General features: G+C 68.4%; 22 protein-coding genes, 7 tRNA genes and 1 riboswitch. Of the genes, 18 read left to right on the plus strand and 11 right to left on the minus strand.

Going from position 1 to position 24,767, the window contains the following annotated elements:
* Positions 1-104: 104 nt before the first annotated feature.
* A tRNA-Val gene (locus P3L18_RS09610) sits at positions 105-179 on the minus strand.
* A 254-nt stretch (positions 180-433) separates the two neighbouring features.
* Between P3L18_RS09610 and P3L18_RS09615 the strand changes: the two genes are divergently transcribed.
* The 10 genes from P3L18_RS09615 to P3L18_RS09660 all read left to right on the plus strand — a co-directional run bounded on the left by P3L18_RS09615 (position 434) and on the right by P3L18_RS09660 (position 4,607).
* Positions 434-506: transfer RNA gene (locus tag P3L18_RS09615), tRNA-Gly, on the plus strand.
* Between the two features lie 22 nt (positions 507-528).
* Positions 529-602 (plus strand) — tRNA-Cys (locus P3L18_RS09620).
* 18 nt (positions 603-620) lie between these two features.
* Positions 621-695: transfer RNA gene (locus P3L18_RS09625), tRNA-Val, on the plus strand.
* Between the two features lie 131 nt (positions 696-826).
* A tRNA-Gly gene (locus P3L18_RS09630) sits at positions 827-899 on the plus strand.
* A 22-nt stretch (positions 900-921) separates the two neighbouring features.
* A tRNA-Cys gene (locus tag P3L18_RS09635) sits at positions 922-995 on the plus strand.
* Between the two features lie 18 nt (positions 996-1,013).
* Positions 1,014-1,088: transfer RNA gene (locus P3L18_RS09640), tRNA-Val, on the plus strand.
* A gap of 112 nt (positions 1,089-1,200) precedes the next feature.
* Positions 1,201-1,297: riboswitch (TPP riboswitch) on the plus strand.
* Positions 1,286-2,059, plus strand: coding sequence for a 3-oxoacyl-ACP reductase (locus tag P3L18_RS09645; protein WP_211545078.1), 774 nt, complete (start codon positions 1,286-1,288; stop codon positions 2,057-2,059). Its footprint overlaps the riboswitch before it by 12 nt.
* 8 nt (positions 2,060-2,067) lie before the next feature.
* The gene (locus P3L18_RS09650; RefSeq protein WP_079929566.1) at positions 2,068-2,697 is read left to right on the plus strand and encodes a class I SAM-dependent methyltransferase; all 630 of its coding nucleotides are present in this window, start codon (positions 2,068-2,070) and stop codon (positions 2,695-2,697) included.
* A gap of 259 nt (positions 2,698-2,956) precedes the next feature.
* Entirely contained in the window at positions 2,957-3,526 is a 570-nt protein-coding gene (locus P3L18_RS09655) for a GNAT family N-acetyltransferase (RefSeq protein WP_020171458.1), read from the plus strand.
* A 70-nt stretch (positions 3,527-3,596) separates the two neighbouring features.
* A complete protein-coding gene (locus P3L18_RS09660; protein ID WP_079929565.1) occupies positions 3,597-4,607 on the plus strand; it encodes a phosphotransferase family protein in 1,011 nt (336 codons plus the stop codon).
* A 19-nt stretch (positions 4,608-4,626) separates the two neighbouring features.
* Here P3L18_RS09660 and P3L18_RS09665 read toward each other — a convergent pair whose 3' ends face one another.
* From P3L18_RS09665 to zapE, 3 genes are all read right to left on the minus strand, one after another.
* Positions 4,627-5,817, minus strand: coding sequence for an acyl-CoA dehydrogenase family protein (locus P3L18_RS09665; RefSeq protein WP_020171460.1), 1,191 nt, complete (start codon positions 5,815-5,817; stop codon positions 4,627-4,629).
* Positions 5,814-6,236: a DUF6285 domain-containing protein gene (locus tag P3L18_RS09670; RefSeq protein ID WP_020171461.1), complete on the minus strand. Its 423-nt coding sequence runs from the start codon at positions 6,234-6,236 to the stop codon at positions 5,814-5,816. The genes P3L18_RS09665 and P3L18_RS09670 overlap by 4 nt, the downstream gene beginning before the upstream one ends.
* Positions 6,237-6,379: 143 nt before the next feature.
* The gene (zapE, locus tag P3L18_RS09675) at positions 6,380-7,393 is read right to left on the minus strand and encodes a cell division protein ZapE (RefSeq protein ID WP_079929564.1); all 1,014 of its coding nucleotides are present in this window, start codon (positions 7,391-7,393) and stop codon (positions 6,380-6,382) included.
* A 36-nt stretch (positions 7,394-7,429) separates the two neighbouring features.
* Here zapE and P3L18_RS09680 point away from each other — a divergent pair, with 36 nt between their 5' ends.
* The 4 genes from P3L18_RS09680 (at position 7,430) to msrB (ending at position 11,723) form a co-directional block, all read left to right on the plus strand.
* On the plus strand, positions 7,430-8,194 hold the full coding sequence (locus tag P3L18_RS09680) for a dihydrofolate reductase family protein (RefSeq protein ID WP_079929567.1): 765 nt from the start codon (positions 7,430-7,432) through the stop codon (positions 8,192-8,194).
* A 22-nt stretch (positions 8,195-8,216) separates the two neighbouring features.
* Positions 8,217-9,875: an alpha/beta hydrolase gene (locus tag P3L18_RS09685; RefSeq protein WP_276113970.1), complete on the plus strand. Its 1,659-nt coding sequence runs from the start codon at positions 8,217-8,219 to the stop codon at positions 9,873-9,875.
* 84 nt (positions 9,876-9,959) lie between these two features.
* Complete coding sequence (locus P3L18_RS09690) at positions 9,960-11,231, plus strand: glycosyltransferase family 87 protein (RefSeq protein WP_006371122.1); 1,272 nt, start codon at positions 9,960-9,962, stop codon at positions 11,229-11,231.
* A 42-nt stretch (positions 11,232-11,273) separates the two neighbouring features.
* The gene (gene msrB, locus P3L18_RS09695; RefSeq protein ID WP_006371123.1) at positions 11,274-11,723 is read left to right on the plus strand and encodes a peptide-methionine (R)-S-oxide reductase MsrB; all 450 of its coding nucleotides are present in this window, start codon (positions 11,274-11,276) and stop codon (positions 11,721-11,723) included.
* On the opposite strand, the gene P3L18_RS09700 is transcribed toward msrB, so the two are convergent.
* The 4 genes from P3L18_RS09700 to hemE form a co-directional block, all read right to left on the minus strand.
* Positions 11,720-12,358 (minus strand): FMN-binding negative transcriptional regulator, encoded by a 639-nt coding sequence (locus P3L18_RS09700; protein WP_079929562.1) that lies wholly within the window; start codon positions 12,356-12,358, stop codon positions 11,720-11,722. The genes msrB and P3L18_RS09700 overlap by 4 nt on opposite strands.
* Before the next feature lie 33 nt (positions 12,359-12,391).
* Positions 12,392-13,087, minus strand: a complete 696-nt coding sequence (hemQ, locus tag P3L18_RS09705; protein WP_079929561.1) for a hydrogen peroxide-dependent heme synthase — start codon at positions 13,085-13,087, stop codon at positions 12,392-12,394.
* Positions 13,088-13,151: 64 nt separating this feature from the next.
* Positions 13,152-14,546 (minus strand): protoporphyrinogen oxidase, encoded by a 1,395-nt coding sequence (locus tag P3L18_RS09710; protein WP_276113971.1) that lies wholly within the window; start codon positions 14,544-14,546, stop codon positions 13,152-13,154.
* Complete coding sequence (hemE, locus tag P3L18_RS09715; RefSeq protein ID WP_006371127.1) at positions 14,546-15,607, minus strand: uroporphyrinogen decarboxylase; 1,062 nt, start codon at positions 15,605-15,607, stop codon at positions 14,546-14,548. Before hemE ends, P3L18_RS09710 begins: the two co-directional genes overlap by 1 nt.
* Before the next feature lie 132 nt (positions 15,608-15,739).
* On the opposite strand from hemE, the gene P3L18_RS09720 reads away from it, so the two are divergent.
* Together P3L18_RS09720 and P3L18_RS09725 are read left to right on the plus strand one after the other, a co-directional pair.
* Positions 15,740-16,384, plus strand: coding sequence for a DUF3000 domain-containing protein (locus P3L18_RS09720; RefSeq protein WP_014359855.1), 645 nt, complete (start codon positions 15,740-15,742; stop codon positions 16,382-16,384).
* Entirely contained in the window at positions 16,381-17,667 is a 1,287-nt protein-coding gene (locus P3L18_RS09725; protein ID WP_079929556.1) for a ribonuclease D, read from the plus strand. The genes P3L18_RS09720 and P3L18_RS09725 overlap by 4 nt, the downstream gene beginning before the upstream one ends.
* Positions 17,668-17,783: 116 nt before the next feature.
* Here the strand turns inward: P3L18_RS09725 and dxs are convergent, their stop codons facing one another.
* The 3 genes from dxs to P3L18_RS09740 form a co-directional block, all read right to left on the minus strand.
* Positions 17,784-19,775 (minus strand): 1-deoxy-D-xylulose-5-phosphate synthase, encoded by a 1,992-nt coding sequence (gene dxs / locus P3L18_RS09730; protein WP_276113972.1) that lies wholly within the window; start codon positions 19,773-19,775, stop codon positions 17,784-17,786.
* A gap of 97 nt (positions 19,776-19,872) precedes the next feature.
* The gene (locus P3L18_RS09735; protein WP_276113973.1) at positions 19,873-21,234 is read right to left on the minus strand and encodes a TRAM domain-containing protein; all 1,362 of its coding nucleotides are present in this window, start codon (positions 21,232-21,234) and stop codon (positions 19,873-19,875) included.
* Positions 21,231-23,240: an APC family permease gene (locus P3L18_RS09740; protein ID WP_276113974.1), complete on the minus strand. Its 2,010-nt coding sequence runs from the start codon at positions 23,238-23,240 to the stop codon at positions 21,231-21,233. The genes P3L18_RS09735 and P3L18_RS09740 overlap by 4 nt, the downstream gene beginning before the upstream one ends.
* Before the next feature lie 167 nt (positions 23,241-23,407).
* On the opposite strand from P3L18_RS09740, the gene P3L18_RS09745 reads away from it, so the two are divergent.
* Together P3L18_RS09745 and P3L18_RS09750 are read left to right on the plus strand one after the other, a co-directional pair.
* Positions 23,408-24,070: a TrkA family potassium uptake protein gene (locus P3L18_RS09745; RefSeq protein WP_014359852.1), complete on the plus strand. Its 663-nt coding sequence runs from the start codon at positions 23,408-23,410 to the stop codon at positions 24,068-24,070.
* An 11-nt stretch (positions 24,071-24,081) separates the two neighbouring features.
* Positions 24,082-24,744, plus strand: coding sequence for a TrkA family potassium uptake protein (locus P3L18_RS09750; protein ID WP_006371134.1), 663 nt, complete (start codon positions 24,082-24,084; stop codon positions 24,742-24,744).
* The last annotated feature ends 23 nt before the right edge of the window (positions 24,745-24,767 follow it).

A 24,767-nucleotide genomic window follows, 5' to 3' on the forward strand; every position in this document is an offset into this window, starting at 1 on the left:
AGCACGAGGCATACCCTACAAACTACACCCATGTAACCTTAACTGAACGGTATTGGGACTAGCGGCCCGCTTGCGTCCCGCCTACCTCGAAAAACGCTCTGACCTGGTGGTCCCGGCTGGGATCGAACCAGCGACCTCCCCGGTGTGAACGGGACGCTCTTCCACTGAGCCACGGGACCGTGTTTCCGGCGCGCGGGGCGCCGGTGCACGAGGCAGAAGATTACACGCCGGTGACCCCGTTGCCAAAATCGCTCCCGCTGCGCGTTCCATCCCCAATCCGGCCGAACCCGCACACGCACCCGCGTCCGACCGACAATCCCACCAGCATGCACGCTCGCGTCCCCGACCAGGCGATTTGGTATCTCCGTAACGTTCGGATAATGTTCTGTCCCGCATCGCGAGCACAAGGTCCACAAGATCGCTCGCGAAGCGTGCGGATGTAGCGCAGCTGGTAGCGCATCACCTTGCCAAGGTGAGGGTCGCGGGTTCGAATCCCGTCATCCGCTCGGTGCGAGTCGACTCGCCTCTGGTGGCGTGGCCGAGTGGTGAGGCAACGGCCTGCAAAGCCGTGCACACGGGTTCGATTCCCGTCGCCACCTCCACCACCAACTTCATATCCCGCGCGATTAGCTCAGTGGGAGAGCGCTTCCCTGACACGGAAGAGGTCACAAGTTCAATCCTTGTATCGCGCACCACGAGAAGCCCGCCGGACCCCGGCGGGTTTTCTTCGTCCCGACTCTTTTCGCCTGCGCATTTGGCGTATCGGCGAACGATCGAATATGGTTGCGCAGCACGTCGCGAGTGGCCTGGTCCACTCGACGAGCACGCGGATGTAGCGCAGCTGGTAGCGCATCACCTTGCCAAGGTGAGGGTCGCGGGTTCGAATCCCGTCATCCGCTCGGTGCGAGTCGACTCGCCTCTGGTGGCGTGGCCGAGTGGTGAGGCAACGGCCTGCAAAGCCGTGCACACGGGTTCGATTCCCGTCGCCACCTCCACCACCAACTTCATATCCCGCGCGATTAGCTCAGTGGGAGAGCGCTTCCCTGACACGGAAGAGGTCACAAGTTCAATCCTTGTATCGCGCACCACCACAAGCCCGATGTGACGACCCGCTGCACACAGCGGGTCGTTTCTTTCCTCCCGACGCGAGCCATCGACGGCCCCGGCCCTTGCCTCATGAGCGCGCATACGATCTGATGTCATTCGGACATGGGGTGCCGGCAGTCGGTCGGCTGAGATCAGACCCGTCGAACCTGCCCCAGTTCGCACTGGCGAAGGGATGATCATGTCTGGCGCACTTCCGATCTCCGATCACGTGGTCGTGGTGACCGGCGGCGGTCGCGGCCTCGGTGCCGAGATCGTCCGCGCGGTCGCCGGGCAGGGCGCACGGGTCGTCATCAACTACCGCAACAGCGCCGACGCCGCGCGGGCGCTGGCCGACGAGATCGGTGACCGGGCGGTGGCGATCGCCGCCGACGTCACCGACAGAGCTGCCGTCGACTCCATGATCGATTCCGCCACACACCATTTCGATCGTCCGATCACGGCGGTGGTCACCAACGCGCTGCCCGACTACTCGTTCAACGGCGACGCGCGATCCCACGCCGACGACCTGACCTGGGCCGAGCTCGATGCACAGTTCCGCGGCATCGTGGGCGGCGCGCTCACCACAGTGCAAGCCGCTCTACCGGGTTTGCGTGCCTGCGGGGCGGGTCGCATCGTGACCATCGGAACCAATCTGGTGCAGAACCCGGTGGTCCCCTACCACGACTACACCGCCGCCAAGGCTGCGCTGCTGGCCCTGACGCGCACGCTCTCGCACGATCTCGGCCCCGACGGTATCTCGGTCAACATGGTCTCCGGCGGCCTGCTGCGCACCACCGACGCCAGCGCCGCCACCCCCGCGGAGGTCTTCGACGCGATCGCCGCTTCCACTCCGCTGCGGTCGGTGACCACACCTCGCGAGTTCGCCGACGCGGTGCTCTTCTTCCTCTCACCATGGTCGCGTGCGGTCACCGGGCAGAACCTGGTCGTCGACGGCGGGCTCGTCAAGAACTGAACCACGCGGTGACCGAACAACCCGGCTATGACGCGTTGGCATCGCTGTATGCAACGACGTTCCCGACGGCCTTCACCACTGCACTGGAAAAGCAGGTCGTCGACGCCTTCATCGACACCGCGCGCACAAGCGCCGAGTATCCGCGGGTCGTCGACGTCGGATGCGGAATCGGCCACGTGGCAGCGCATCTCGCGGCCTCAGGTTGTCTGGTCAGCGCCGTCGACCCCAGTTCGGCGATGCTGCGGATCGCGCGGGACACCCACCCGCACATCGACTTCCGGCACGGTGATGCGCTCCTCGCCGACGTCGACCTGTCGGAGGTCGACGCATTGGTTGCGCGTTTCAGCCTGATCCATCTCTCACCCGACGACGTCGGTGAGGTCCTCACCTCCTGGCGGCGTCGGCTCGCCCCGGGCGCGCTGATCCTCGTCGCCACGCAGAGCTCCGATGAACGCGGTGCACACGAGTTCGACCACGCGGTGGCACCAGCGTGGCGCTGGCACCCCGACACACTGGCCGGCACACTCGTCGACGCCGGGTTCGTCGAGTTGTGGCGCACCGTCTCCCGCCCTGGACCCGGACACCGGTTCCCTGAGGTGCACCTCGTGGTGGCCGTCCCGCCCGACCGAAGTCCCTAGTCGCGGCTCGTACCGCGGTCTAGGGTTGTATGCATGATGAGCAATATGAGTGCCCCCGCCTGTGACAACCCCGATTGCACGTGTGGCCCGGACTGCAAGTGCGGTGAGAACTGCACCTGCGGAAAGAAGTAGCGCTTGCAGTCGACCCCTTGCGCGCAGAAGCCGCGCAAGGGGTTGCGCGCTGCCCGGACCCGGTAGCGTTCGGTACATCCTGGCGCCCGAGAGGAGAAGTCGGCCGGTGTCTGCCCAACCTGAGCCCATGACGGTGACCGTGCAGGTGGTCACCGATCCACGATTCGCCGACGAGGTGGCAGCCGTCGCTGCCGCGACCTTTCCGCTGGCCTGTCCCCCGCACTCGGCCCCGGCGAACATCGACGCATTCATCCGCGACAACCTCGCCCCCGCCGACTTCGCCGAGTACATCGATGCTCCCGAGTCCGACGTACTGCTCGCGCGAACCGACGACGATATTCCGGTCGGCTACGCCCTTGTGCATCATCGCGAACCCACTGATGCCGACGTCGCCGCCGTCATCACCGATCGACCGTCCTCGGAGGTCTCCAAGATCTACGTGCTGCCCGATCATCATGCGCGTGGACGCACGCAGTCGCCGTCGAGGTTGTTGATGGAGACGGCGATCGAACGTGCCCGGGCCCGCGGCGCGGCGTCGATCTGGCTGGGCGTGAATCAGGAAAACGCTCGGGCACAACGGTTCTACGCCAAGATGGGGTTCACCCGTGCCGGGGTGAAGACCTTCGACCTCAATGGCAGCGTCGAACACGATTACGTGCTGAGCCGACCCGTGCTGAGCCGTCCACTGGACGTGTGAGCCGGACCGGTCAGACGCACTGATCCCCCGATAACCGCCGTCGTGTCGCACCGGACTCTACACTCAACCAATGTCTTCCTCTGCCGCAACGACTCCCGACCCCGACCCGGGACACGCCGATGCTCGGGTCGCCGCAGGCCTGGCCGACGTTCTCCGGGAGTGCACCGGCGCGGGAGCGATCGAGATCGGTGATCTCGTGCGCATTCCGGCCGGGGCCTCCCGGCAGACGTGGTCGTTCGTCGCGACGATCGACGGCGAAGCACGACGGCTGGTCCTGCGGCTCGATCCACCCGGCGGACGCGACGCATCGTCACTGCTGCGCGAGGCCGCACTCATGCGCGCCGCGGGTGCCGTCGGGGTGCCGTCGCCCACGGTGATCGCCGAGGGCCTCGACCACCCCGACATCGGCGGCGATTTCGTCGTGATGAATCACATCGACGGCGCGACCATTCCGCGAAAGATTCTGCGCGACCCCGAATTCGCCGACGCACGCGCTGCACTCACCGGCCAGCTCGGTGCGGCGTTGGCGGCGGTGCACTCGATCGACGTCGACGCGGTTCCCGGGCTACCCGAGGACGATCCGCTGGCCGCTTGGCGTCCCGAACTCGACGCCGCCGACCGGGTCTTCCCGACCTTCGAGTTCGCGCTGTCCTGGCTCGAACGCCACCGACCCTCGACCGCCGGACGCACCGTCACCCACGGCGACTTCCGCATCGGCAACGTGATCGTCGACGGCAACGGGCTTGCCGCGGTTCTGGATTGGGAGCTCGCCCACATCGGTGACCCGCTCGAGGATCTCGGCTGGATGTGCGTGAAGGCCTGGCGATTCGGCGGCGCGGGGATGGTCGGCGGGCTCGGCGGACTCGACGAGTTCATCGGCGCCTACGAGGCCGCCGGCGGAGCGCCCGTCGACCGGGAAGCATTGTTCTGGTGGCAGGTCTACGGCACGCTGCGCTGGGGCATCATCTGCCTGCACCAGACCCAGCGGCACCGCACGGGCACCAGCCGCTCGGTGGAACTGGCCGCCATCGGCCGCCGGGTGTCGGAGAACGAGTGGGAATTGTTGTCGCTCATCGGATGAGGCGAAAGGGCAGGCCTCCTCAGCGCAGCCCGAACTCCCAGTTCCCGCCGTTGCGGTACTCGGTGAGGATGCGCCGCCCCACCGTCGAGATGTGCACCTCGTCGGCGCCGTCGTAGATCCGCGCGAAGCGGGCGTTGCGATACATCTTGCCCAGCGGGGTGTCGTCGGTGACGCCCGCGGCCCCGTACACCTGCACGGCACGGTCGATCACGTTGTGCAACATGTGCGCACCGAAGACCTTGACCGCCCCGATGTCCACGCGGGCCTGCTCCCCGCGATCGATCTGCTCGGCCGCCTTGAGGGTCAGCAAACGGCTTGCCTGGATCTCGGTGTAGGAGTCGAACACGTGCTTCTGCATCAGTTGTTTGTCGGCAAGCGGTTCGCCGAAGGCGCTGCGTCCGATCAGCCTGCGGCACATGAGGTCGAAGGCCCGTTGTGCCTGTCCGAGCCAGCGCATCGCATGGAAAATGCGGCCGGGCCCGAGCCTTTCCTGCGCGATGACGAAACCATTGCCACGCTCGCCGAGCAGATTCTCCGCAGGCACCCGCACGTCGTCGTAGTCGACTTCGAAGTGATGCCCGGAGAACCCGAGAACCGGTGTGTCACGCACGATCCGGTAACGCGGGTGATCGGTCGGGACGATGATCATGGAGAACGCCCGATGGCCGGGGGCGTCGGGCTCGGTACGGCACATCACGGTGGTGTAGGCGGCCTGGGCGGCGCCGGTGGTGAACCACTTGCGGCCGTTGATGACCCACTCGTCGCCGTCGAGGACCGCGGTGGTGCGCAGTCCGGTCGGGTCCGATCCTGCGACGTCGGGTTCGGTCATCCCGAAGCTCGGCGAGATCTCGCCCCGCACAAGCGGTTCGAGGTAGGCATCACGCCATCGGGCGGATGCATGGCGGTTGAGCATGATCGAGTCCTGCAATGTCCAGGTCCCCAGCGCCAGTTGTCCGTACTCACTGCGGCCCTGGACCTCGTTGACGTAGACGTAGTCGAGGAATGGCAGACCACCACCGCCGATCTCGGTGGGATGTCCCAGCGCCCAGAGGTTTCGGCGCTTGGCCTCGGCGCGGAGCTCGGCCATGATCGCGTCCGCGTCGGGACCGCCTGCGTCGAGTTCGGGCTCACGCGGCTCGACGAGTTCGACCATGAACTCGTACACCGCATCGCGCAGCGGCCGTACGTGTTCCGGCACTTCGAAGGTCATGCATCTCCGATCAGAGAGGGATTGTCCACGCGCAGTTTGGCTTCCACTGCAGCGCGCAGTACGGCGGGAATCCGCGGGTCCTCCGGGACGAATCGTCCTTCGCGTAGCCCTGCGACGAGTTCGGTGGCATCGGCGCATCCGAGGGTGGCGAGGTCGGCGTGGAAGCGTTGCGCCGGCTCGGCACCGGCCGCGAGTTGGCGTTCGACGATGGCCACCACGTTGCCGGCGACACGAGCGTGGAATCGGGTACTGCCCGAGGTCTCGGCCATCACCTGTCCGTGCAGGAACTCCCGCACCGACTCGAGGAGCTCGGTCATGGTGGGCAGGTCGTAGAAGTCGTCGCCGGACGCCGCACCCGACGACGAGTCACCGGACGTGGCCACTGCGGCGTCGGCGTGCTCGAAATCCTTGTTCTGCAACGCCTTCGACCTCTTCCCCGTCGGTGGACTCAGGCCCTTGCCATGCTAGCCACGTCGACGGGGTGTGGTCAACGACACACTGGAACAAATCCGGAGAAATGTTCCGATGCCGTTGCCCCCACGGCCTGTGTCAGACCCTTCTGTCACACCGCCGACTCGGCGAATCGCGACAGCGCCAACAGACGCGACGTCGCACGCAGGTACTTCTTGCGGTAGCCACCGGCCAGCATTTCATCGGTGAAGATCTCGTCGAGCTTGGCGCCGGACACCGTCACCGGGATGTTCGCGTCGTAGAGGCGGTCGGCGAGCACCACGATCCGCAGCGCCACCGACTGATCCTTGGCCGGATGCACCCCACTGATGCACACCAGTGAGACGCCGTCAACGAGTTCCTTGTACTTCGACGGATGCAGCTTGGCCAGGTGCGCGCACAGCTCGTCGAAATCGTCGAGGGTCGCCCCCTCGGTGGACTCGGCCAGCGCGATGAGATCCTCGGTTGAGCGCGGCTCCGGTGCGGGCGGCAGGTCACGGTGTCGGTAGTCGGGGCCGTCGACACGGATGGTCTCGAAGATCGCGGACAGCTTCTTGATCTCCCGCAGGAAGTCCTGCGCGGCGAATCGGCCCTCGCCGAGCTGGCCGGGCAACGTGTTCGACGTCGCGGCGATCGAGACGCCCTTGGCGGTGAGTTCGGTGAGCAGACGCGAGACGATCATCGTGTCGCCGGGATCGTCGAGCTCGAATTCGTCGATGCACAACACGTTCTGCTCCGAGAGGCGCTCAACGGCGTTCATGAAGCCCAGGGCTCCGACGAGGTGGGTGAGTTCGACGAACGTGGCGAACGATTTCGGCGCGGGCATGGCGTGATAGATCGACGCCAGCAGGTGGGTCTTGCCGACGCCGAACCCGCCGTCGAGGTAGAGGCCCACCCCCTGCGAGGTCTGCTTGCGGGAGAACAACCCCTTCTTGCCGCTGCGCGACTTCTTCGCCCGCTCGACGAAGTCACGGGCCTTGGCGACCGCCTCGGCCTGCGACGGTTCGTTCGGGTCGGGGATGTAGGAGTCGAAGCTCACCGAGTCGAAGGTGGACGGCGGAACCATCTCCTCGATCAGCTGCTCGGGAGAGACCACCGGATTCCGGTCGGATAGACGTGCCACCATGGTGGGCAGCCTAGTCACTGCCGACCATGAGGAATGATGCTCTACCAGCATAAAGCGACCCAGGTCACATCCGGAGCGCCCGACGAGACCCAGAATCTGCGCGAACTCGCGCGCTTCTACCCCTACCCCGACTCGCTCGATCGTCCGTTCGTGCGCGCCAACATGGTTGCCTCCGTCGACGGCGCCTCCTCGGTGCAGGGCCGTTCGGGCGGGCTGGGCGGCCCCGGTGACCGCGCGATCTTCCGCCTCCTGCGCGGGCTCGCCGACGTCGTGGTGGTCGGCGCCCGCACCGCCCTGGCCGAGGGTTATCGGCAACCCACACCCGACGAGGCGTTCGGCGCGATGCGCGCCGACCAGGGCCAATCGCCCGCCCCGATGCTGGCTCTGATCAGCAATTCACTGTCGATCGACCCTGACTATCCGCCGTTGGCCGATCCCGCGACCGTGGTGCTCACCTGCTCCGACGCGCCGGCGCAGCGTCGTCGCACACTGACCGATCGCGGGGCGACGGTGGTCGACTGTGGCAGCGAGGCCGTCCGCATCGGTCGGGTGCTCGATCACCTTGCGATCCTCGGACGGCCCCGCGTGCTCTGCGAGGGCGGACCCACCCTCCTCGGGGCGGTCGTCGCCGAGGGCCTGCTCGACGAACTGTGCCTGACGACGAGTCCGACGATCGTCGCCGGCGACACCGCGCGAATCGTCACCGGCCCCGCCCTGCCCGAGCTCGCGCAGATGCGTCCGGGCCATCTCCTCTCCGACGACGACGGGTACGTCTACACCCGGTGGACCCGGGCGAGCTGACCGATTGGCTACGCTCGCCGTCATGGCCTTGGCAAGACGTGGCCCGGTGTTCCGGGGACGGTCGCACACCGCACCGGCACGAGCGAGATCGGGACGCGCCGGCCGGTCGTGGCGACGGTCCGGCGTCTCCGTCGCGGCTCTCGTGGCCGCGGTGACGATCGGCATCTCCGCGTGCGCCATCGGCCCCGATCCCGGTCCGGCCCTCGTGCCAGGCGGTGGCGGCAACGGTGGTCAGACCGCGCCCGCGTCGTCGAGTGCCCCGGCGAAGGCACCGGAGCTGCGCGCCCCGGCCAACGACCTGCCGTGGCAGGACTGTGCGGCCAAGGTCTCCGGCGATTACGGGGCCCCCGCACCGAACGGGCTGAGGGTGCAATGCGCCACGCTGGCCTCCCCGGTCGACCCGGACCGGTCGCAGACGACGCTCTCGCTCGCCCTGACCCGCATCACCTCGCCCACGACGCCCGCGGACGCCGCACCCCTGGTCCTCACCTCCGGGACCGACATGCCGTCGTCCCGCGCGCTGTTGCTGCTGGCCTCCGGCGCGGGCCGCAGCCTGCTCGACAAACACCCGGTGGTGGCCGTGGACCGGCGCGGAATCCCGCAGAGCACACCGTTGGACTGTCTGACCCGCGCCGATCGCGCCGCGTACGCCGACAACGGCCTGACCCGCGGAGCATCTGAGGATCGCCGCATCGGCGACCTGGCGTCGGCGGCCTCCGACGCCGCCGACGCGTGCACCGAGACCCTCGCCCCCGACCAGCTGGCGTTCGGTGTCGGCGCGGCCGCCTCCGACCTGGAGACCCTCCGCAAGCGATGGGGCGTTCCCCAGCTCGGTCTGATCGGGGTCGGCGAGGGCTCCGACGTCGTCATCGGCTACACCGCGCTCTACGGCGGCCGGTCGGGGCGCATCATCCTCGACACTCCCACCCCGTTCGGCGCCAACGCCCGCGACACCGCCGCCGCCGCGGCGACCGGCGTCCAGGCCGCGCTCACCACCTTCACCCAGCGCTGCGCCGCCCTGGGCAGCGCGTGCGCCCTGGGCTCGGGCGGCGCCGCCACGATCGCCGACGTCCTGAGCAAAGGGCGCACCGGCGACCTCGGGGCTCTGTCGGACACCCAGGCGCTCGCCGGGATCACCACCGGTCTCGCACTGGCCGCGGATTCACCCGACGGCATCGGTGGCGTCGCCTCGGCGATCGCCGCCGCCGATCGTGGCGACACCGACGCACTGTCCGACCTCGCCGATCAGGCACAGTCGCTACGCCTGACCGACGGCCAGATCGTCGGCGACTGCAACGACGTGACCGGACCGGTCAGCCAGAACGAGATCGGCGGCCTGATCAGCACCTGGTCCAAGGACAATCCGCTCACCGGCACCGATGCCGCGCTGTCGCTCATGCGCTGCAACGGCTGGTCCGCGGGCGAGGCGGTGACCCCGCCGAGCAGTTTCCCGGTCGCACCGCTGATTCTCGACAATCCGGGTGACCCGATCAACGGCGGAACCGGCGCCGACGCCCTCGGCGCACTGTTCACCCGCGCATCCACCTCACCGATCACGGTCAGTTGGAACGGTCTGGGCTATTCCGCACTCGCCCGTAGCAGCTGCGTCGCCGATACCGTTGCCGACTACGTCGCCTCCGCATCGCTGGGCGGCCCGTCGGAACGGGGCTGCCCGAGCTGACGCAGTCGTCGGCACGCACGTGCCGGAACCGGCACCACCACCGGCCGGTCGAGACCGGCACCATGCACGTAGTACGGTTCGCGGGTGGCCATTCTCGACAGGTATCTCTACCCGCAGATGCCGGCTCAGCGCATCATCCCGATGGTGCTGTGGCCGATCACCTTGATGATGATCTTCCAGCGGTCGGTGATCCTCGGGGTCAACGGTGACCGCACCGACGACTTCAAACCCGTCTACAACGCCGCCCTGGCATTCCTGAACCGCCGGGCGGTCTACGGCGAGAACCTCAACACGGTCGATCCGCACTACCTGTATCCGCCGTCGGGCACCCTGCTGATGTCCCCGCTGGCGGTCATCGACCCGGAACGCTCACGGTGGCTGTTCATCGCGGTCAGCGTCGTCGTGCTGATCGTGTGCGCCTACCTCATCACCCGGCTGTTCGGCTTCGGCGCCCGAACCTGGGTGATGCCCACCGTGCTGTTCTTCTTCTTCAGCACCGAAACCGTCGCGCACACACTGATCTTCACCAACTTCAACGCCTTCGTCCTGCTGGGCCTCCTCGGTTTCCTGATGCTGATGTTGCGCCGACAGGACTGGTGGGCCGGCGTACCCATCGGGCTGACGCTGGCGGTCAAACCGGTGCTCGCTCCCCTGCTGTTGCTGCCGCTGCTGGTGGGTCGATGGCGAATCCTGGTGACCGCCATCGGGATTCCGTTGGTGCTGAATCTGGTCGCATGGCCGGTGTCGGCGGATCCGACGTCGTTCCTCACGCGCACGGTGCCGTACCTCGGCGAGACCCGCGACTACTACAACAGCTCGATCGGCGGAAACGGCGCGTATTTCGGTGTCGCCGACTGGCTCGTGCTGCTCCTGCGCATCGCATTCACGGCGATGGCCGTGTTCGCACTGTGGTTCCTCTACCGCTACTACCGTCGCACCAACGAATTGCTCTGGCTCGCCACCTCTTCCGGGGTGTTGCTGTGCACCACGTTCCTGGTGAGCTCACTCGGGCAGGGCTACTACTCGATGCTGTTGTTCCCGCTGCTGATGACCGTGTTCATCCCGGGCTCACCGATGCGCAACTGGCCGGCCTGGCTCGGTGTCTACGGCTGCTTCACCTTCGACGCGTTCTATTCGGTGCGTTGGGATGCCCTCGGCAGACAGCTCGAATACAACAAGGTCACCTGGGGGTGGTCGTTGCTGATGATCGCGGTGTTCTGCTCGCTGCTGTTCCGATATCTGGACATGCGCCGCGACGGCGTGGCCGGTAGCTGGCGGGACTTCTCCGCGCCGGAGCCGCCTGCCGACGATCAGGGCGAACCGGTCGGTGCGCCGGCCCCGTCCGCTGCCCGATAGACCGTCCTGGCGGGCGATGGCCGCACCTCGTACGGTGGAATCATGACCGACACCCCCGCCCGCAAGGACGTGCAGGACCCGGCCGAACTGGCCGATCTCACCGATGACCAGTGGCGCGAACGCCTCACCCCCGCCGAGTACCGGGTGCTGCGCCAAGCAGGTACTGAGGCGCCGTTCACCGGCGAATACACCGACACCACGAGCATCGGGGTCTACCGCTGCCGGGCCTGCGGACACGAATTGTTCCGCAGCGAGCAGAAATTCGAGTCGCACTGCGGCTGGCCGTCGTTCTTCTCACCGCTGGCCGGCGACGCGATCATCGAGCGTTCCGACGACTCGCTGGGCATGCGCCGCACCGAGGTGCTCTGCGCCAATTGCGGCAGCCACCTCGGGCATGTGTTCGCCGGAGAGGGCTATGACACCCCTACCGACCTGCGATATTGCATCAACTCCATCAGCCTGACCCTCGAACCGGAGGACGACGGGGCCTAACCGTCCCGCCGGTCGGCGGACCGGCGCGCAATCCGGCGTGCCATGGCCTGATCGGCCGCGATCGGCGAGCGTGACAGGTGCTCGACGACGCTGCGCCGATTGCGTTCGGGCTGATTCTGCGACATCTTCGCCTTGCCCGCCCACCGAGTGATCGACAGTTCGACGCCGACGATGGCCGACAGCTGCCTGTCGATGAACTCGGCGGGGGCATCGGTGACCGCCCACGGTTGGTCCCGCGAACGCTCATGCAGCTCGGTCAAAGCCGACACCTGTCGGTGCAGCCAGTCGTGCTCGGTGTGGAAACGGAGTCGCCCGTGCACATGCACGGTCTCGTAGTTCCAGGTCGGCACCACCCGGCCGGTCTCGGCCTTGGTGGCGTACAGCGACGGTGAGATGTAACCGTCGGAGATCGGGAAGATCGCCACGGACTCCGTCTGTGTGGTGGCCTCGCGCCAGTGCGGGTTGGCCTTGGCCATGTGCCCGAGCAGCCGGGCGTTGGGCCGGTCGTAGATCAGCGGCAGCGGCGTCACGACGAGACCTGAGGCCCCCACCGACACGAGCTGGGCCAGTCCGGGGCCGTCGAGAATCTCGGCGATCTGCTCGTCGGAGAGCGCGAAACCGGGTGGAACGTACATGAGCTCGGACTACCTCGTCGGGTGCGTACGCGCTCAGGGCAGCGCGTCGACGAGGGCACCCGGCTCGACGCGGGGCCCGGTGAAGAACGGCGTCTCCTCACGCACGTGCATGCGGGCCTCGGTGGCGCGCAGGTCGCGCATCAAGTCGACGATGCGGTGCAACTCCGGTGCCTCGAAGGCGAGCAGCCATTCGTAGTCACCGAGCGCGAACGACGCGACGGTGTTGGCGCGGACGTCCTTGTAGCCGCGGGCGGCCATGCCGTGGTCGGCGAGCATCTTGCGGCGTTCCTCGTCGGGCAGCAGATACCACTCGTAGGACCGGACGAACGGGTAGACGCAGATGTAGTTGCCCGGTTCCTCACCGGCCAGGAAGGCCGGGACGTGACTCTTGTTGAACTCGGCCGGACGGTGCAACGCGACGTTGCTCCACACCGGATCACTCGCCCGGCCCAGCGGCGTCTCGCGTCGGAATCGGTTGTAGGCGGCCTGCAGATCCTCGAGCTTCTCCGCATGCCACCAGACCATGTAGTCGGCGTCGGCGCGCATCCCCGACACCTCGTACACACCGCGCACGACGACGTCGGAGTCGTCGAGGGACTTGAAGAAGTCCGTCACCTCGGACTTGACCGAGTCGCGGTCGTCGCCGAGCTCACCCGGGCGCACGGCGAACACCGAGAACATCAGGTAGCGGATCGTCGAATTCAGTGCGGCATAGTCCAAGCGGCTCATGCACCCCATGGTGCCACCGCAGGCGGGACCGCCGACACCCAGGTCGCAAGGCCCATCCGGGCCTTCAGCCGAGAGCGGCGAGGATCACCTCGGCGGCCCGACCGGCCGTTGCGATACACGCCGGCACGCCGACCCCGGCATACGAGGAGCCGGCCAGCGCCAGTCGCGGCGGCAGTGCGTCGAGCACCCCGGCCATCCGGTCCAGGTGTCCGGGTGCGTAACGGGGCAGCCCGCCGTCCCATCGCTGGACGCGGACCTCGAGCACGTGCTCCGAGGGGGCGCTCACCCCGGCGGCGACACAGATCCGATCCAGATCGGTCAGCGCCCACGACCGCAGGGACTCGTCGATACGGGGATCGTCGGCGGGGTCGGCCACCGGGTCGCCATAACGGCCGAACGAGGCGCGCACCGACACCGCCGCACCGTCACCGCCGACGTGCGCCCACTTCTGGGAGGACAGCGTGAATGCCTTGGGCCGCAGGTCTTCTCCGGTCGCCACCAGCACGCCGGAGTGGTCGGGCAGTGCCGTGCCCGGCGCCAACGCGATCGAGACCACCACCGACGACGCCGGCTCGACCGCCGCGAGGGTCGCGACGAACTCATCGCCGATCCCGGCGATGAGGCGGGCCGCCGTCCATGCGGGCACAGCGAGAACGACGCCGTCGTAGTCGGTGTCGGTTCCGGACTCGGTGCCCACCCGCCACCGATCGCCGTCGGCGTGGACGGCCACCACCTGTCGATCGGTGAACAAGGCCGGCCGCGTGGCAGCGGTGAGCGCGTCGACGAGCACCCGATAGCCACCGACGAGTGTCCCGAACACCGGGCCACCGGTACCGACCGGGGTGAGTAGCCCACCGACGGCCGCCGACAGGTTCGGCGCGCCCGCGTCGAGTCGCGCGGCCAGCGCCGGGATCGCTTCGCGCACACCGATGTCGGCGGCCAGCGACGAGTACACGCCACCGAGCATGGGATCGACGCTGCGCGCGACGACCGATGCGCCGAACCGGTCGGCCACCAGATCACCGACCGCCACGTCGTCGCCGGGCCGCCACGCCAGGGCGCGGTCGGGTTCGGCGGCGATGCGGGCGAGGTCGGCGGGATCGGCCAGGCCCGCCATCACCTCTGCCGTGGCCGGGATACCCATCAGGGCGGGGGCGGGCATCGGATGCAGCCGGCCGCCGGCCCAGATCGCCGGGCGGCGGGGCGTCGGCGAGACGACCCGATCGGCCAGACCGAGCTCGTCGACCAGCGCAACAGCCTCCGGCCGGCGCACGATGAACGCTTCGGCTCCGACGTCGGTGGCCTGCCCGGCGACGTCGACGGTGTGCAGCACGCCGCCGAGCCGCTCGCGCTGTTCGTAGAGGTCGATCGTGGCGTCGTCGCCGAGTGCGCGACGCAACCGGTAGGCCGCGACCAGGCCGGAGACTCCCCCGCCGACGATCGCGACCCGCGCCGGCATCAGAGGGTGTGGATCAGCTCGACGGCGCGGGTGAGCACGTCGGGATCGGTGTCGGGGAGCACGCCGTGACCGAGGTTCACGATGTGGCCGATCGCACCCGCGGCCACGGCCCGGCGGCCGTCGTCGAGGACGCGTCGGATTTCCTGTTCGACGACGGCGGGGCCGGCGAACAGCACGGTGGGATCGAGGTTGCCCTGCACGGCCTTACCCGGCCCGACGCGGTGTACCGCCTCCTCCAGCGGGACCCGCCAGTCGACGCCGATGACATCGGCGGGCTCGGCCATCGCCGCGAGCAACTCACCGGTGCCGACACCGAAATGGATTCGGGGAACGCCATATTCGGCGAGCTCGGCGAAGACGCGATCGACGTGCGGGGCGACGAAGGTGCGGTAGTCGGCCTCCGAGAGCGCACCGGCCCACGAGTCGAAGACCTGGACGGCATCGACCCCGGCGTCGAGTTGCACCTGCAGGAAGGTGATCGTGATGTCGGCGAGCCGGGCCATCAGCGCATGCCAGGTGTCGGGATCGGAGCGCATGAGCGCCTTGGTGTGGACGTAATTGCGACTCGGACCACCCTCGATGAGGTAGGAGGCCAGGGTGAACGGGGCACCGGCGAAACCGATCAGCGCGGTGGCCTCGTCGAGCTGATCGAGGATCTTCGTGACCGCGCGCGCGACCGCACCCACCGCGGCCGGGTCCAGACGCGGCAAGGCCTCGACGTCGGCGGTGCTGCGGATCGGCGCTGCGATGACCGGGCCGGTGCCGGCGACGATGTCGAGATCGACCCCCGCCGCCTTCAGCGGCACCACGATGTCGGAGAACAGGATCGCCGCGTCGACGTCATGGCGGCGGACCGGCTGCAGGGTGATCTCGCAGACGAGATCGGGGTCGAAGCACGACTCGAGCATCCCGATCTCGGCGCGGATCGCCCGGTATTCGGGCAGCGATCGCCCGGCCTGCCGCATGAACCAGACCGGCCGGCGGGCGGGCGACTCCCCCCGTGCGGCGGCAACGAGCGGCATACGGGAGTGACTGCGGCGGGTACCAGGTGCGTGCGACATCACCGATCACTCTGCCATGCGGTGGCCCGTCGGCAATCGCGCGGTCGGGCGTGCTCGCGGGGCGCCCGGTGGTGACCATCACCACGGCGCGCCTCCGACGCCCGACGTGGTCTCCGTCATACCGTCGGGGGCGTGACCTCCTCCGGAGCTCCGATGGAGCCTGCTGACTTCCGCACCGCGGTCGAGTCGCTGCATTCCGCGCGCATCCGGCGCGAGATCGAGGTCGGGCCGATCCGTCCCCCGCAGCGCCTCGCCCCCTACAGCTACGCCGTCGGCGCCGAGGTGCGCCCTCCGGACTCACCCGACGACCTCGACATCGACGCCGACGGCCAGGGCAGCGCCTTCGGACGGCTGATCCTGCTCTACGACCCCGACGGCCAGGATGCCTGGAACGGGACGATGCGGCTCGTCGCCTACATCCAGGCCGAGGTCGAGGCCGCACTCGCGATGGACCCGTTGCTCCCGGAGGTCGCGTGGAGTTGGTTGTCCGACGCGCTCGGCGTACCGGTCGGCCAGACCGCATCCGACGGCAGTGTGCACGCCAGCTCCGGCGGCCGAGTGGAGGTGACCGCCCTCGGCGGCACCGTCACCTCGACGACGTCGGTGCGCTACGGCGACATCGCCGGCCCCCCGCGGGCTCATCAACTCGAGTTACGCGCCTCGTGGACCGCGCCGACCTCCGACGGCCTCGGCGGTCACCTCGAGGGGTTCTGCGAGGTGTTGTCCTCGGCGGCGGGCCTGCCGCCGGTCGGGGTCACCGAACTCGGGTCGGCGTGAGCGACGCGGACCCGATCGGAGCCGCGGAGGAGTCCGCGTCGGACTCCCCGCCCGTCACCCCGCTGTTGGCACCGCGTGAGGGGGTGCCGCCGGTCCTGTCGTCGGCCGCCGACTTCGCCGATGCGGCACAACGATTGGCGGCGGGCAGCGGTCCGGTCGCGCTCGACACCGAGCGGGCATCGGGCTACCGCTACTCGCAACGCGCCTACCTGATCCAGATCCGCCGAACCGGCGCGGGCAGCTTCTTACTCGACCCGATCGAGGAACCCGAGGCACTGCTGCCGGTGATCGACGCATTGGCCGAACCCGAGTGGATTCTGCATGCCGCCGACCAGGATCTACCGTGCCTACGCGAGCTGGGATTCCACGCCACCACGCTTTTCGACACCGAACTCGCCGGCCGGCTGCTCGGGCTGACCAAGGTCAATCTGGCCGCGATGGTCGAACAGTTCCTCGGATTCGGGCTGCAGAAGGGCCACGGGGCCGCCGACTGGTCGAAGCGCCCACTGCCCGCGGAGTGGCTCAACTACGCCGCACTCGACGTCGAGGTACTCATCGAGTTACGCGACGCGATGGACGCCGCCCTGCGCGACGCGGGGAAAAGTGACTGGGCGGCCGAGGAATTCGCATATGTGCTGCGCCGTCCACCGTCGCCGCCGCGCACCGATCGCTGGCGGCGGACCGCCAACATCCACACCGTCAAGACCGCCCGGGGGCTGGCAGCGGTCCGCGAATTGTGGTCGGCACGTGAGGAGATCGCGCAGCGACGCGACGTCGCGCCCGGTCGGGTGCTGCCGGACTCGGCGATCATCACCGCCGCCGCTGCCGCACCGTCGACCACCGACGAGCTGACCCGCCTTCCGGTCTTCGGCGGGCCGCGGCAACGACGGCAGGCCGGGATCTGGCTCTCGGCCCTACTGCGCGCACGCGACCTGCCCGAGGCCGAACTCCCGCCACGCAAGACTCCGGCCACCGGTCCCCCGCCGATCAGCCGCTGGGATCAACGCAACCCGGAGGCCGCGGCACGCGCGAGCGCGGTCCGGCCGCTGGTCAAACAGATCGCCGAGGAGCACACACTACCCCCGGAGAATCTGCTGACACCCGACCTGGTGCGCCAGTTGTGTTGGGAGGGAATCGATCCCCCGATCACCGAGGCGGCGGTCGACGCCCGCCTGGCGGCCGGCGACGCCCGCGACTGGCAGCGTTCGCTGACGGTCGGCCCGATCACCGCAGCGCTGAACGAGGCCACGTCGAGCACCTCGCCGACGCCGGGCCAGAGCTGACCTGCGGAACCGATCTCGCACCGAAAGAACCCCTGCGACAGCGCTTGTCGCCATAGCGCGGCGGTCCCGAACCACCGCTGGTCGAACTACTGCCGGCCGAACTGCTCCGGCGCGGTCTACTCGGGGTCGGGGCCGTCGACCTCACGCAGCGAACGATCCGCACGCGACGCGTCGAGGCCGGTGTCGGCGAACTCGTGACGGTCGAGCCCCGGTGTCAAATGCATCCCGGAGACGGTCGCGGTGATCGAGCGCGCCAGATCCTGCGCGGTCAATCCCAGCTCGGCGAGGATCTCCCCGCGTGAGGCGTGTGCGATGAATTGCTGTGGGATACCGCGGTTCTGCACCGGAACGGTGACCTCGGCGATACCGAGCGCGGTCGCCACCGCCGACCCCACCCCTCCGTGCACACCGCTGTCCTCGAGGGTGACCACCAACCGGTGCCGGCCGGCGATCTCGGTGATCGACGCCGGAACCGGGAGCACCCACCGGGGATCGACGACGGTGGCCTCGATGCCCTGACTACGCAGCCGTTCGGCGGTGTCGAGGGCCAGCGAGCAGAACGCCCCGACCGCGACGATGAGCACGTCACCACCGATCGGTTCGGCCGACGGGGTGCCCCGACGCAACACATCGACTCCGTCGTCGAGACGCACCACAGCGCGGATATCTTCGGGCACAGCACCTTTGGAGAATCGCAGTGCGGTGGGCCCGTCGTCGACGGCGAGCGCCTCGTCGAGTTCTTCGCGGAGCCGCACGGCGTCGCGGGGAGCCGCAACCCGCATCCCGGGGACCATCGCGAGCAGCGAGAGATCCCACATCCCGTGATGGCTCGGCCCATCGGGACCGGTGATCCCCGATCGGTCGAGGACCAGCGTGACCGGCAGCTCGAGCAGCGCAACGTCCATCAGCAACTGATCGAATGCACGGTTGAGGAACGTGGAGTAGATGGCGAGCACCGGATGCAGACCGCCGAGCGACAGCCCGGCCGCCGAGGTCATGGCATGCTGCTCGGCGATCCCGACATCGAACATCCGGTCGGGATACTTCTCACCGAAGGGTGTCAGACCCGTCGGACCGGGCATCGCGGCCGTGATCGCCACGACGTCCTCGCGGGCCGCCCCCGCCTCGACGAGTGCCGTGGAGAACACCGACGTCCAATCCTGCGGTGCCACAGACTTCGCCCGGCCGGTCACCGGATCGATGACGCCGGTGGAGTGCATCTGGTCGGCCTCGTGGTTCTCGGCGTGCGCATAGCCCATGCCCTTGCGCGTGACGGTGTGCACGATGACCGGCCCACCGAACGAACGGGCCTGCGTGAACGCCGATTCGAGCGCCTCGACGTCGTGGCCGTCGACCGGGCCGACGTACTTGAGGCCGAGGTCGGTGAACATCTCCTGTGGCGCGAGAAGGTCTTTCAGTCCGCTCTTGACCCCGTGCAGAACGGCGTAGGCCGGGTCGCCGACCACCGGCAACCGTTTGACCACACGCCGGCCCTCGTCGAGGACCCGCTCGTAACCGGGCTGCAGCCGCAGCCCGGACAGATGCCGGGCCAGCCCGCCGATCGTCGGCGCGTAGGACCGGCCGTTGTCGTTGACGACGATCACCACGCGACGATCGGCGGCGGCGATGTTGTTGATCGCCTCCCAGCACATCCCGCCGGTCAACGCCCCGTCGCCGACCACCGCGACGACCGTCCGGTCGTCCTGGCCGGTCAGCGCGAACGATTTCGCGAGCCCGTCGGCGTAGGACAGTGCCGCCGAGGCGTGCGAGGACTCCACCCAGTCGTGCGGGCTCTCGGACCGCTCCTGATAGCCGGTCAACCCGCCGCGCTGCCGGAGCGAATCGAAGCCCTCGCGTCGCCCGGTGACGATCTTGTGGACGTAGCACTGGTGGCCTGTGTCGAAGATCACCGGGTCGATGGGTGAATCGAACACACGATGAATGGCCAGGGTCAGCTCGACGACACCGAGGTTGGGCCCGAGGTGGCCGCCGACCGCCGACACCTTCTGGATCAGGAACTCGCGGATCTCGCCCGCCAGCGCGGCGACCTCTGCGGCCGACAGCGTCCGCAGGTCGGCTGGTGAGTTGATGCGCTCCAGCAGGCCCATCTGATCCTCCATCACTGATCGTCTCGCTCCCGGGCGACGTGGTGCGTACCCGGCGGGCTACCCGGCACACCGACAGGTGCGCGCGGGAGCATGTGTGTCAGTCTACGGTCGCCGGTGGCGCACCCCGGTCCGCCGAGCGCGGCAGCGGGCGTGAGTTCGACCGCACGAGCACGGCGATCGCCTCGATGTGATGGGTGAGCGGAAATGCGTCGAATCCGCGGATCTCGCGGGTCTGATACCCGTTCTCGGCGAAGAATCCGAGGTCGCGGGCGAACCTCGCGACGTCGCAACCGACGTGCACCACCACGTCCGGGCCGGCCGCGGCGAGTTGTCCGATCACCCGTGCACCGGCCCCCGTCCGGGGTGGATCGAGCACGACGACCCCGGCGTCGGGGAGTCCACCGATGGTTGCGGCGACCTCGCCGCGGTGCACCTCGACGCCGTCGTCATCGGCGAAGGTCGCTTCGGCGGCGGCCAGTGCCCCGGCGTCGGAATCCACGATGTGCACCGCCTGCGCATGCAGGGTGTCGGTCAGCGTGGCAGCGAAGATCCCGGCGCCGCCATACAGATCCCAGCATGTCCCGACCGAGTCGGTGTGGCGCGCAACGAGATCGGCGACGGTCCGCGCATACACTCCGGCGGCGGCCCGGTGCCCCTGCCAGAATCCGGTCACCGGGATGTCCCAGGTTCGCTCGCCGACCCGGTGGCGCGCGGCGGTGTGTCCCTCGATCACTCGTGTCGTCCGCGGTCGTTCGTGGCGCCGCCGACGTTGCTGTGCGGCGCGACGACCACCGCCGGCTCGACGACCACCGCGAGCACGTGTGGTCGTGTCGTCGGCGGGCGCGATCTCGGTGAGGTGCCGCGCGCCGTCGTCGTCGAGCACCAGCGCGAGGTCGGCGTACGGGGTGAACCGACCGTCGAGCGCCGTGAGGTCGGTCAGGCGCGGATCGGTTTGCGCGCAGGGCCGGCCGACGACGAGGCCGGCCTCGCCGCGCCGGTGCAGTCCGGCACGCCCGTGGGCATCGACGGCCATGCGTGTCCGGATTCGCCAGCCGGTCTCGGCGTCGTCGAGCGCGGCGACCGTCGGCGGCCCGCCGTCGAGTGCGGACAGGGCGTCGTCGGTGAACCCGCCGATCCGCCGCAGGACGTCGGTGAGGATCTCGGCCTTCAGGGTGCGGGCGTGTTCGACGGAGACATGCGCGAGATCGCAGCAGCCGGCACCCTGTGCGGCGGCAGAGCAGGGTGAGTCGCGTCGATGTGTCGACGGCTCGAGTACCTCGGCCACCTCGGCGACGAGGAATCCCGACTTGTCCTCGACGATGTTCGCGGTGACCAGTTCGCCCGGGATCGCGCCGCGCACGAACACAACCCGGCCGTCGTCGGCGTGGGCGATGGCGGACCCACCGTTGGCGGGTCGGCGTACCCGCAGCGTCAGCGCGTCGGAGGGGTCGCCCGTCACTCGGGGCCGCCACCGAGTGCCCGGCGGGTGTCACCGGGTGCGTGGTAGTCGAGGTCGGCCTTGCGGCGATCGGACGACGTGAGCTGCCAGGGCACCGAGGTCACCATCACCCCGGGTTCGAAGAGCAGACGTGTCTTCAACCGCAACGCCGACTGGTTGTGCAGGATCTGTTCCCACCAATGGCCCACCACGTATTCGGGGATGAACACGGTGATCACGTCGCGCGGCGATTCGCGGCGGACACGCCGCACGTAGTCGATGATCGGCCGGGTGATCTCGCGGTATGGCGACGCGATCACCTTGAGCGGCACCCGCAGATCGCTGTCCTCCCATTCCGAGACCAATCGGCGGGTGTCACGGTCGTCGACATTCACCGTGACCGCCTCGAGCACATCGGGTCGGGTGGCCCGGGCGAACAGCAACGCGCGTTTGGTGGCCAGGTGCAGCGTCGAGACCAAGACGATCGAGTGGGTACGGCTCGGGAGCACCGCCTCGTCGTCGGCGGGGGTGCGCTCGAGTTCGCGCTGCACGGTCGCGTAGTGATGGTGAATCGCCTTCATCAGCACGAACAGGATGACCATCGCCAGGATGGCGATCCAGGCACCGGCGGTGAACTTGGTGATGAGCACGACCACCAGCACGGTCGCCGTCATCACCAGGCCGACGGTGTTGATCACCCGCGACTGCATCATCCGGCGGCGCGCCTTCGGGTCGGTCTCGGTGCGCAACAACCGGGTCCAGTGGCGCACCATGCCGGTCTGGCTCAGCGTGAACGACACGAACACGCCCACGATGTAGAGCTGGATCAGTGAGGTCACCTCACCGCCGAAGGCGACCACGAATGCGATCGCGGCGACCGCGAGGAACAGGATGCCGTTGCTGAACGCCAGCCGGTCGCCGCGGGTGTGCAACTGCCGGGGCAGGTAGCGATCCTGGGCGAGCACCGAACCGAGCACCGGGAATCCGTTGAAGGCGGTGTTGGCCGCCAGCATCAGGATCAACGCGGTGACGGTCGCGACGAAGTAGAAACCGGCCGGGAAGGTGTCGAACACCGCGTGCGCGAGTTGGGCGATCATCGCCTTCTGCTGGTAGCCGGGGGGTGCGCCGATGAGGTCCTCCGCCGGGTTCATCACGTATTTGGCGCCGATCCGCTCGGCGAGGAAGACGATGCCCAGCAGCAGGACGATCGCGATCGACCCGAGCAACAGCAGGGTGGTCGCCGCGTTGCGGGACTTGGGTTTCCGGAACGCCGGCACGCCGTTGCTGATGGCTTCGACCCCGGTCAGCGCCGCGCATCCCGAGGAGAAGGCCCGCGCGATCAGGAAGACGAAGGCGATGCCCATCAGGTGGCTGTGCTCGGCTCGGATCTCGAATCCCGCGGTCTCCGAACGGACCTCGCGTCCGAGGATGAAGATCTCGGTGAACCCCCAGATGAGCATGCCGAGCACGCCGACGATGAACGCGTAGGTCGGAATGGCCAGTACGGTGCCCGATTCCTTGAGCCCGCGCAGGTTCACCGCGGCCAGGATGATGATCGCGGCCACGCAGAACCACACGCGATGTTCGGACACGAACGGGATGGCCGACCCGATGTTCTCCGCCGCTGACGAGATCGACACCGCGACGGTCAGGACGTAGTCGACCAGCAGCGCACTGCCGACGGTCAGTCCGGCCGTGGGGCCGAGGTTGACCGTGGCGACCTCGTAGTCGCCGCCGCCGGAGGGATAGGCGTGCACGTTCTGCCGGTAGCTGGCGACGACCACCGCCATCACGATCGCGACCGCGATCGCCACCCAGGGTGTGTAGGCCAGCGCCGAGAGCCCGGCAACGGAGAGCACCAGGAAGATCTCCTGGGGCGCGTAGGCGACCGATGACATGGCGTCGGAGGCGAACACGGGTAGCGCGATGCGTTTGGGTAACAGCGTGTGGCCGAGACTGTCGCTGCGAAACGGTCGACCCAGAAGCAGGCGTTTTGTCGCAACGGGCACCTTTGACACGGTGGGCACCACGCAACACTAAGACCTCGGTCAGATGAAGGCCACCAGGACCCGCATCACGGCACGGCCCCTACGGGTAGGTTCATCTCTGCGTGGACCGACACCGGTGCACGGCCGGCTCCCCGGCGACGCGTCGCCTCCCGGTGGCATGCGCCGGGAAGGAAGGATCGATTTTCTTGCGGGTAGTCATCATGGGCTGCGGCCGGGTGGGCTCGTCGTTGGCTCGGGCGATGGTCAAGCGCGGTCACGAGGTAGCGGTCATCGACCGCAACCCCTCGGCGTTCACCCGGCTCGGCGACGGGTTCACCGGTCAGCGCATCGTCGGGGTCGGATTCGATCGTGATGTGTTGATCAAGGCCGGGATCGAGCAGGCCGATGCCTTCGCCGCGGTGTCCTCCGGCGACAACTCCAACATCATCTCCGCGCGGGTGGCCCGCGAGACCTTCGACGTGGAGCGGGTGGTCGCGCGTATCTATGACGCCAAACGTGCCGCGGTCTACGAGCGGTTGGGCATTCCGACCGTGGCCACCGTGCCGTGGACGACCGAGCGGTTCGTCTCCGCACTCGGCGAGGTCTCCACCACGACCGAGTGGCGCGACCCGTCGGGCACGCTCGCGATCGCCCAGCTCGAGATCGACGAGTCGTGGATCGGGACGACCGTGGTGAAGTTCCAGGAACTGACCGGAGCACGGATCTCGTTCATCAATCGTGTCGGCAATCCCGTTCTGCCGGAAGCGAAGACAGTCTTGCAGCAGGACGACGTGGTGTTCGCCGCGGTGCTGCTCGAGCGCCTCGCCGAGACCCGTACGATTGCCGCGTCACCGATCGACGCCGACTGAGGAGTACGTCAATGAAAGTCGCCATCGCCGGGGCCGGCGCGGTCGGACGCTCCATCGCCCGCGAGCTCCTCGTCAACGCCCACCAGGTCACCCTGTTCGAGCGCAATGCCGAGCACATCGACACCGACGCGGTGCCCGGTGCGCAGTGGCTGCTCGCCGACGCGTGCGAATTGTCGAATCTGGAGTCGGCGGAGCTGCAGTCCTTCGACGTCATGATTGCCGCCACCGGTGACGACAAGGCCAATCTCGTCGTCAGTTTGCTCGCGAAGACCGAGTTCGCGGTCAATCGGGTGGTCGCGCGGGTAAATGATCCCCGCAACGAATGGCTGTTCGGCGAGGAATGGGGTGTCGACGTCGCCGTCTCGACGCCACGACTGCTCGCCTCCCTCGTCGAAGAGGCCGTGTCGGTCGGAGATCTGGTACGGCTCATGACATTTCGGCAGGGCCAGGCGAATCTCGTGGAGCTGACGCTGCCCGCCAACACACCGCTGGCCGGCCGGCCGGTCCACAAGCTGAGCCTGCCGCGCGATGCCGCCCTGGTGGCGATACTGCGGGGTGGTCGGGTGATCGTGCCCGAGCGTGACGATCCGATCGAAGGTGGCGACGAACTGGTGTTCATCGCTCCCGCGGAGACCGAGCCCGCGCTGCACGAGGCGATGCGGGTCCCGCAGTGAACGGCCGATCAGCGCGGGATCGG

Source organism: Gordonia sp. N1V, assembly GCF_029269935.1.
In the GTDB taxonomy this organism is placed as follows: Bacteria; Actinomycetota; Actinomycetes; order Mycobacteriales; family Mycobacteriaceae; genus Gordonia; species Gordonia polyisoprenivorans.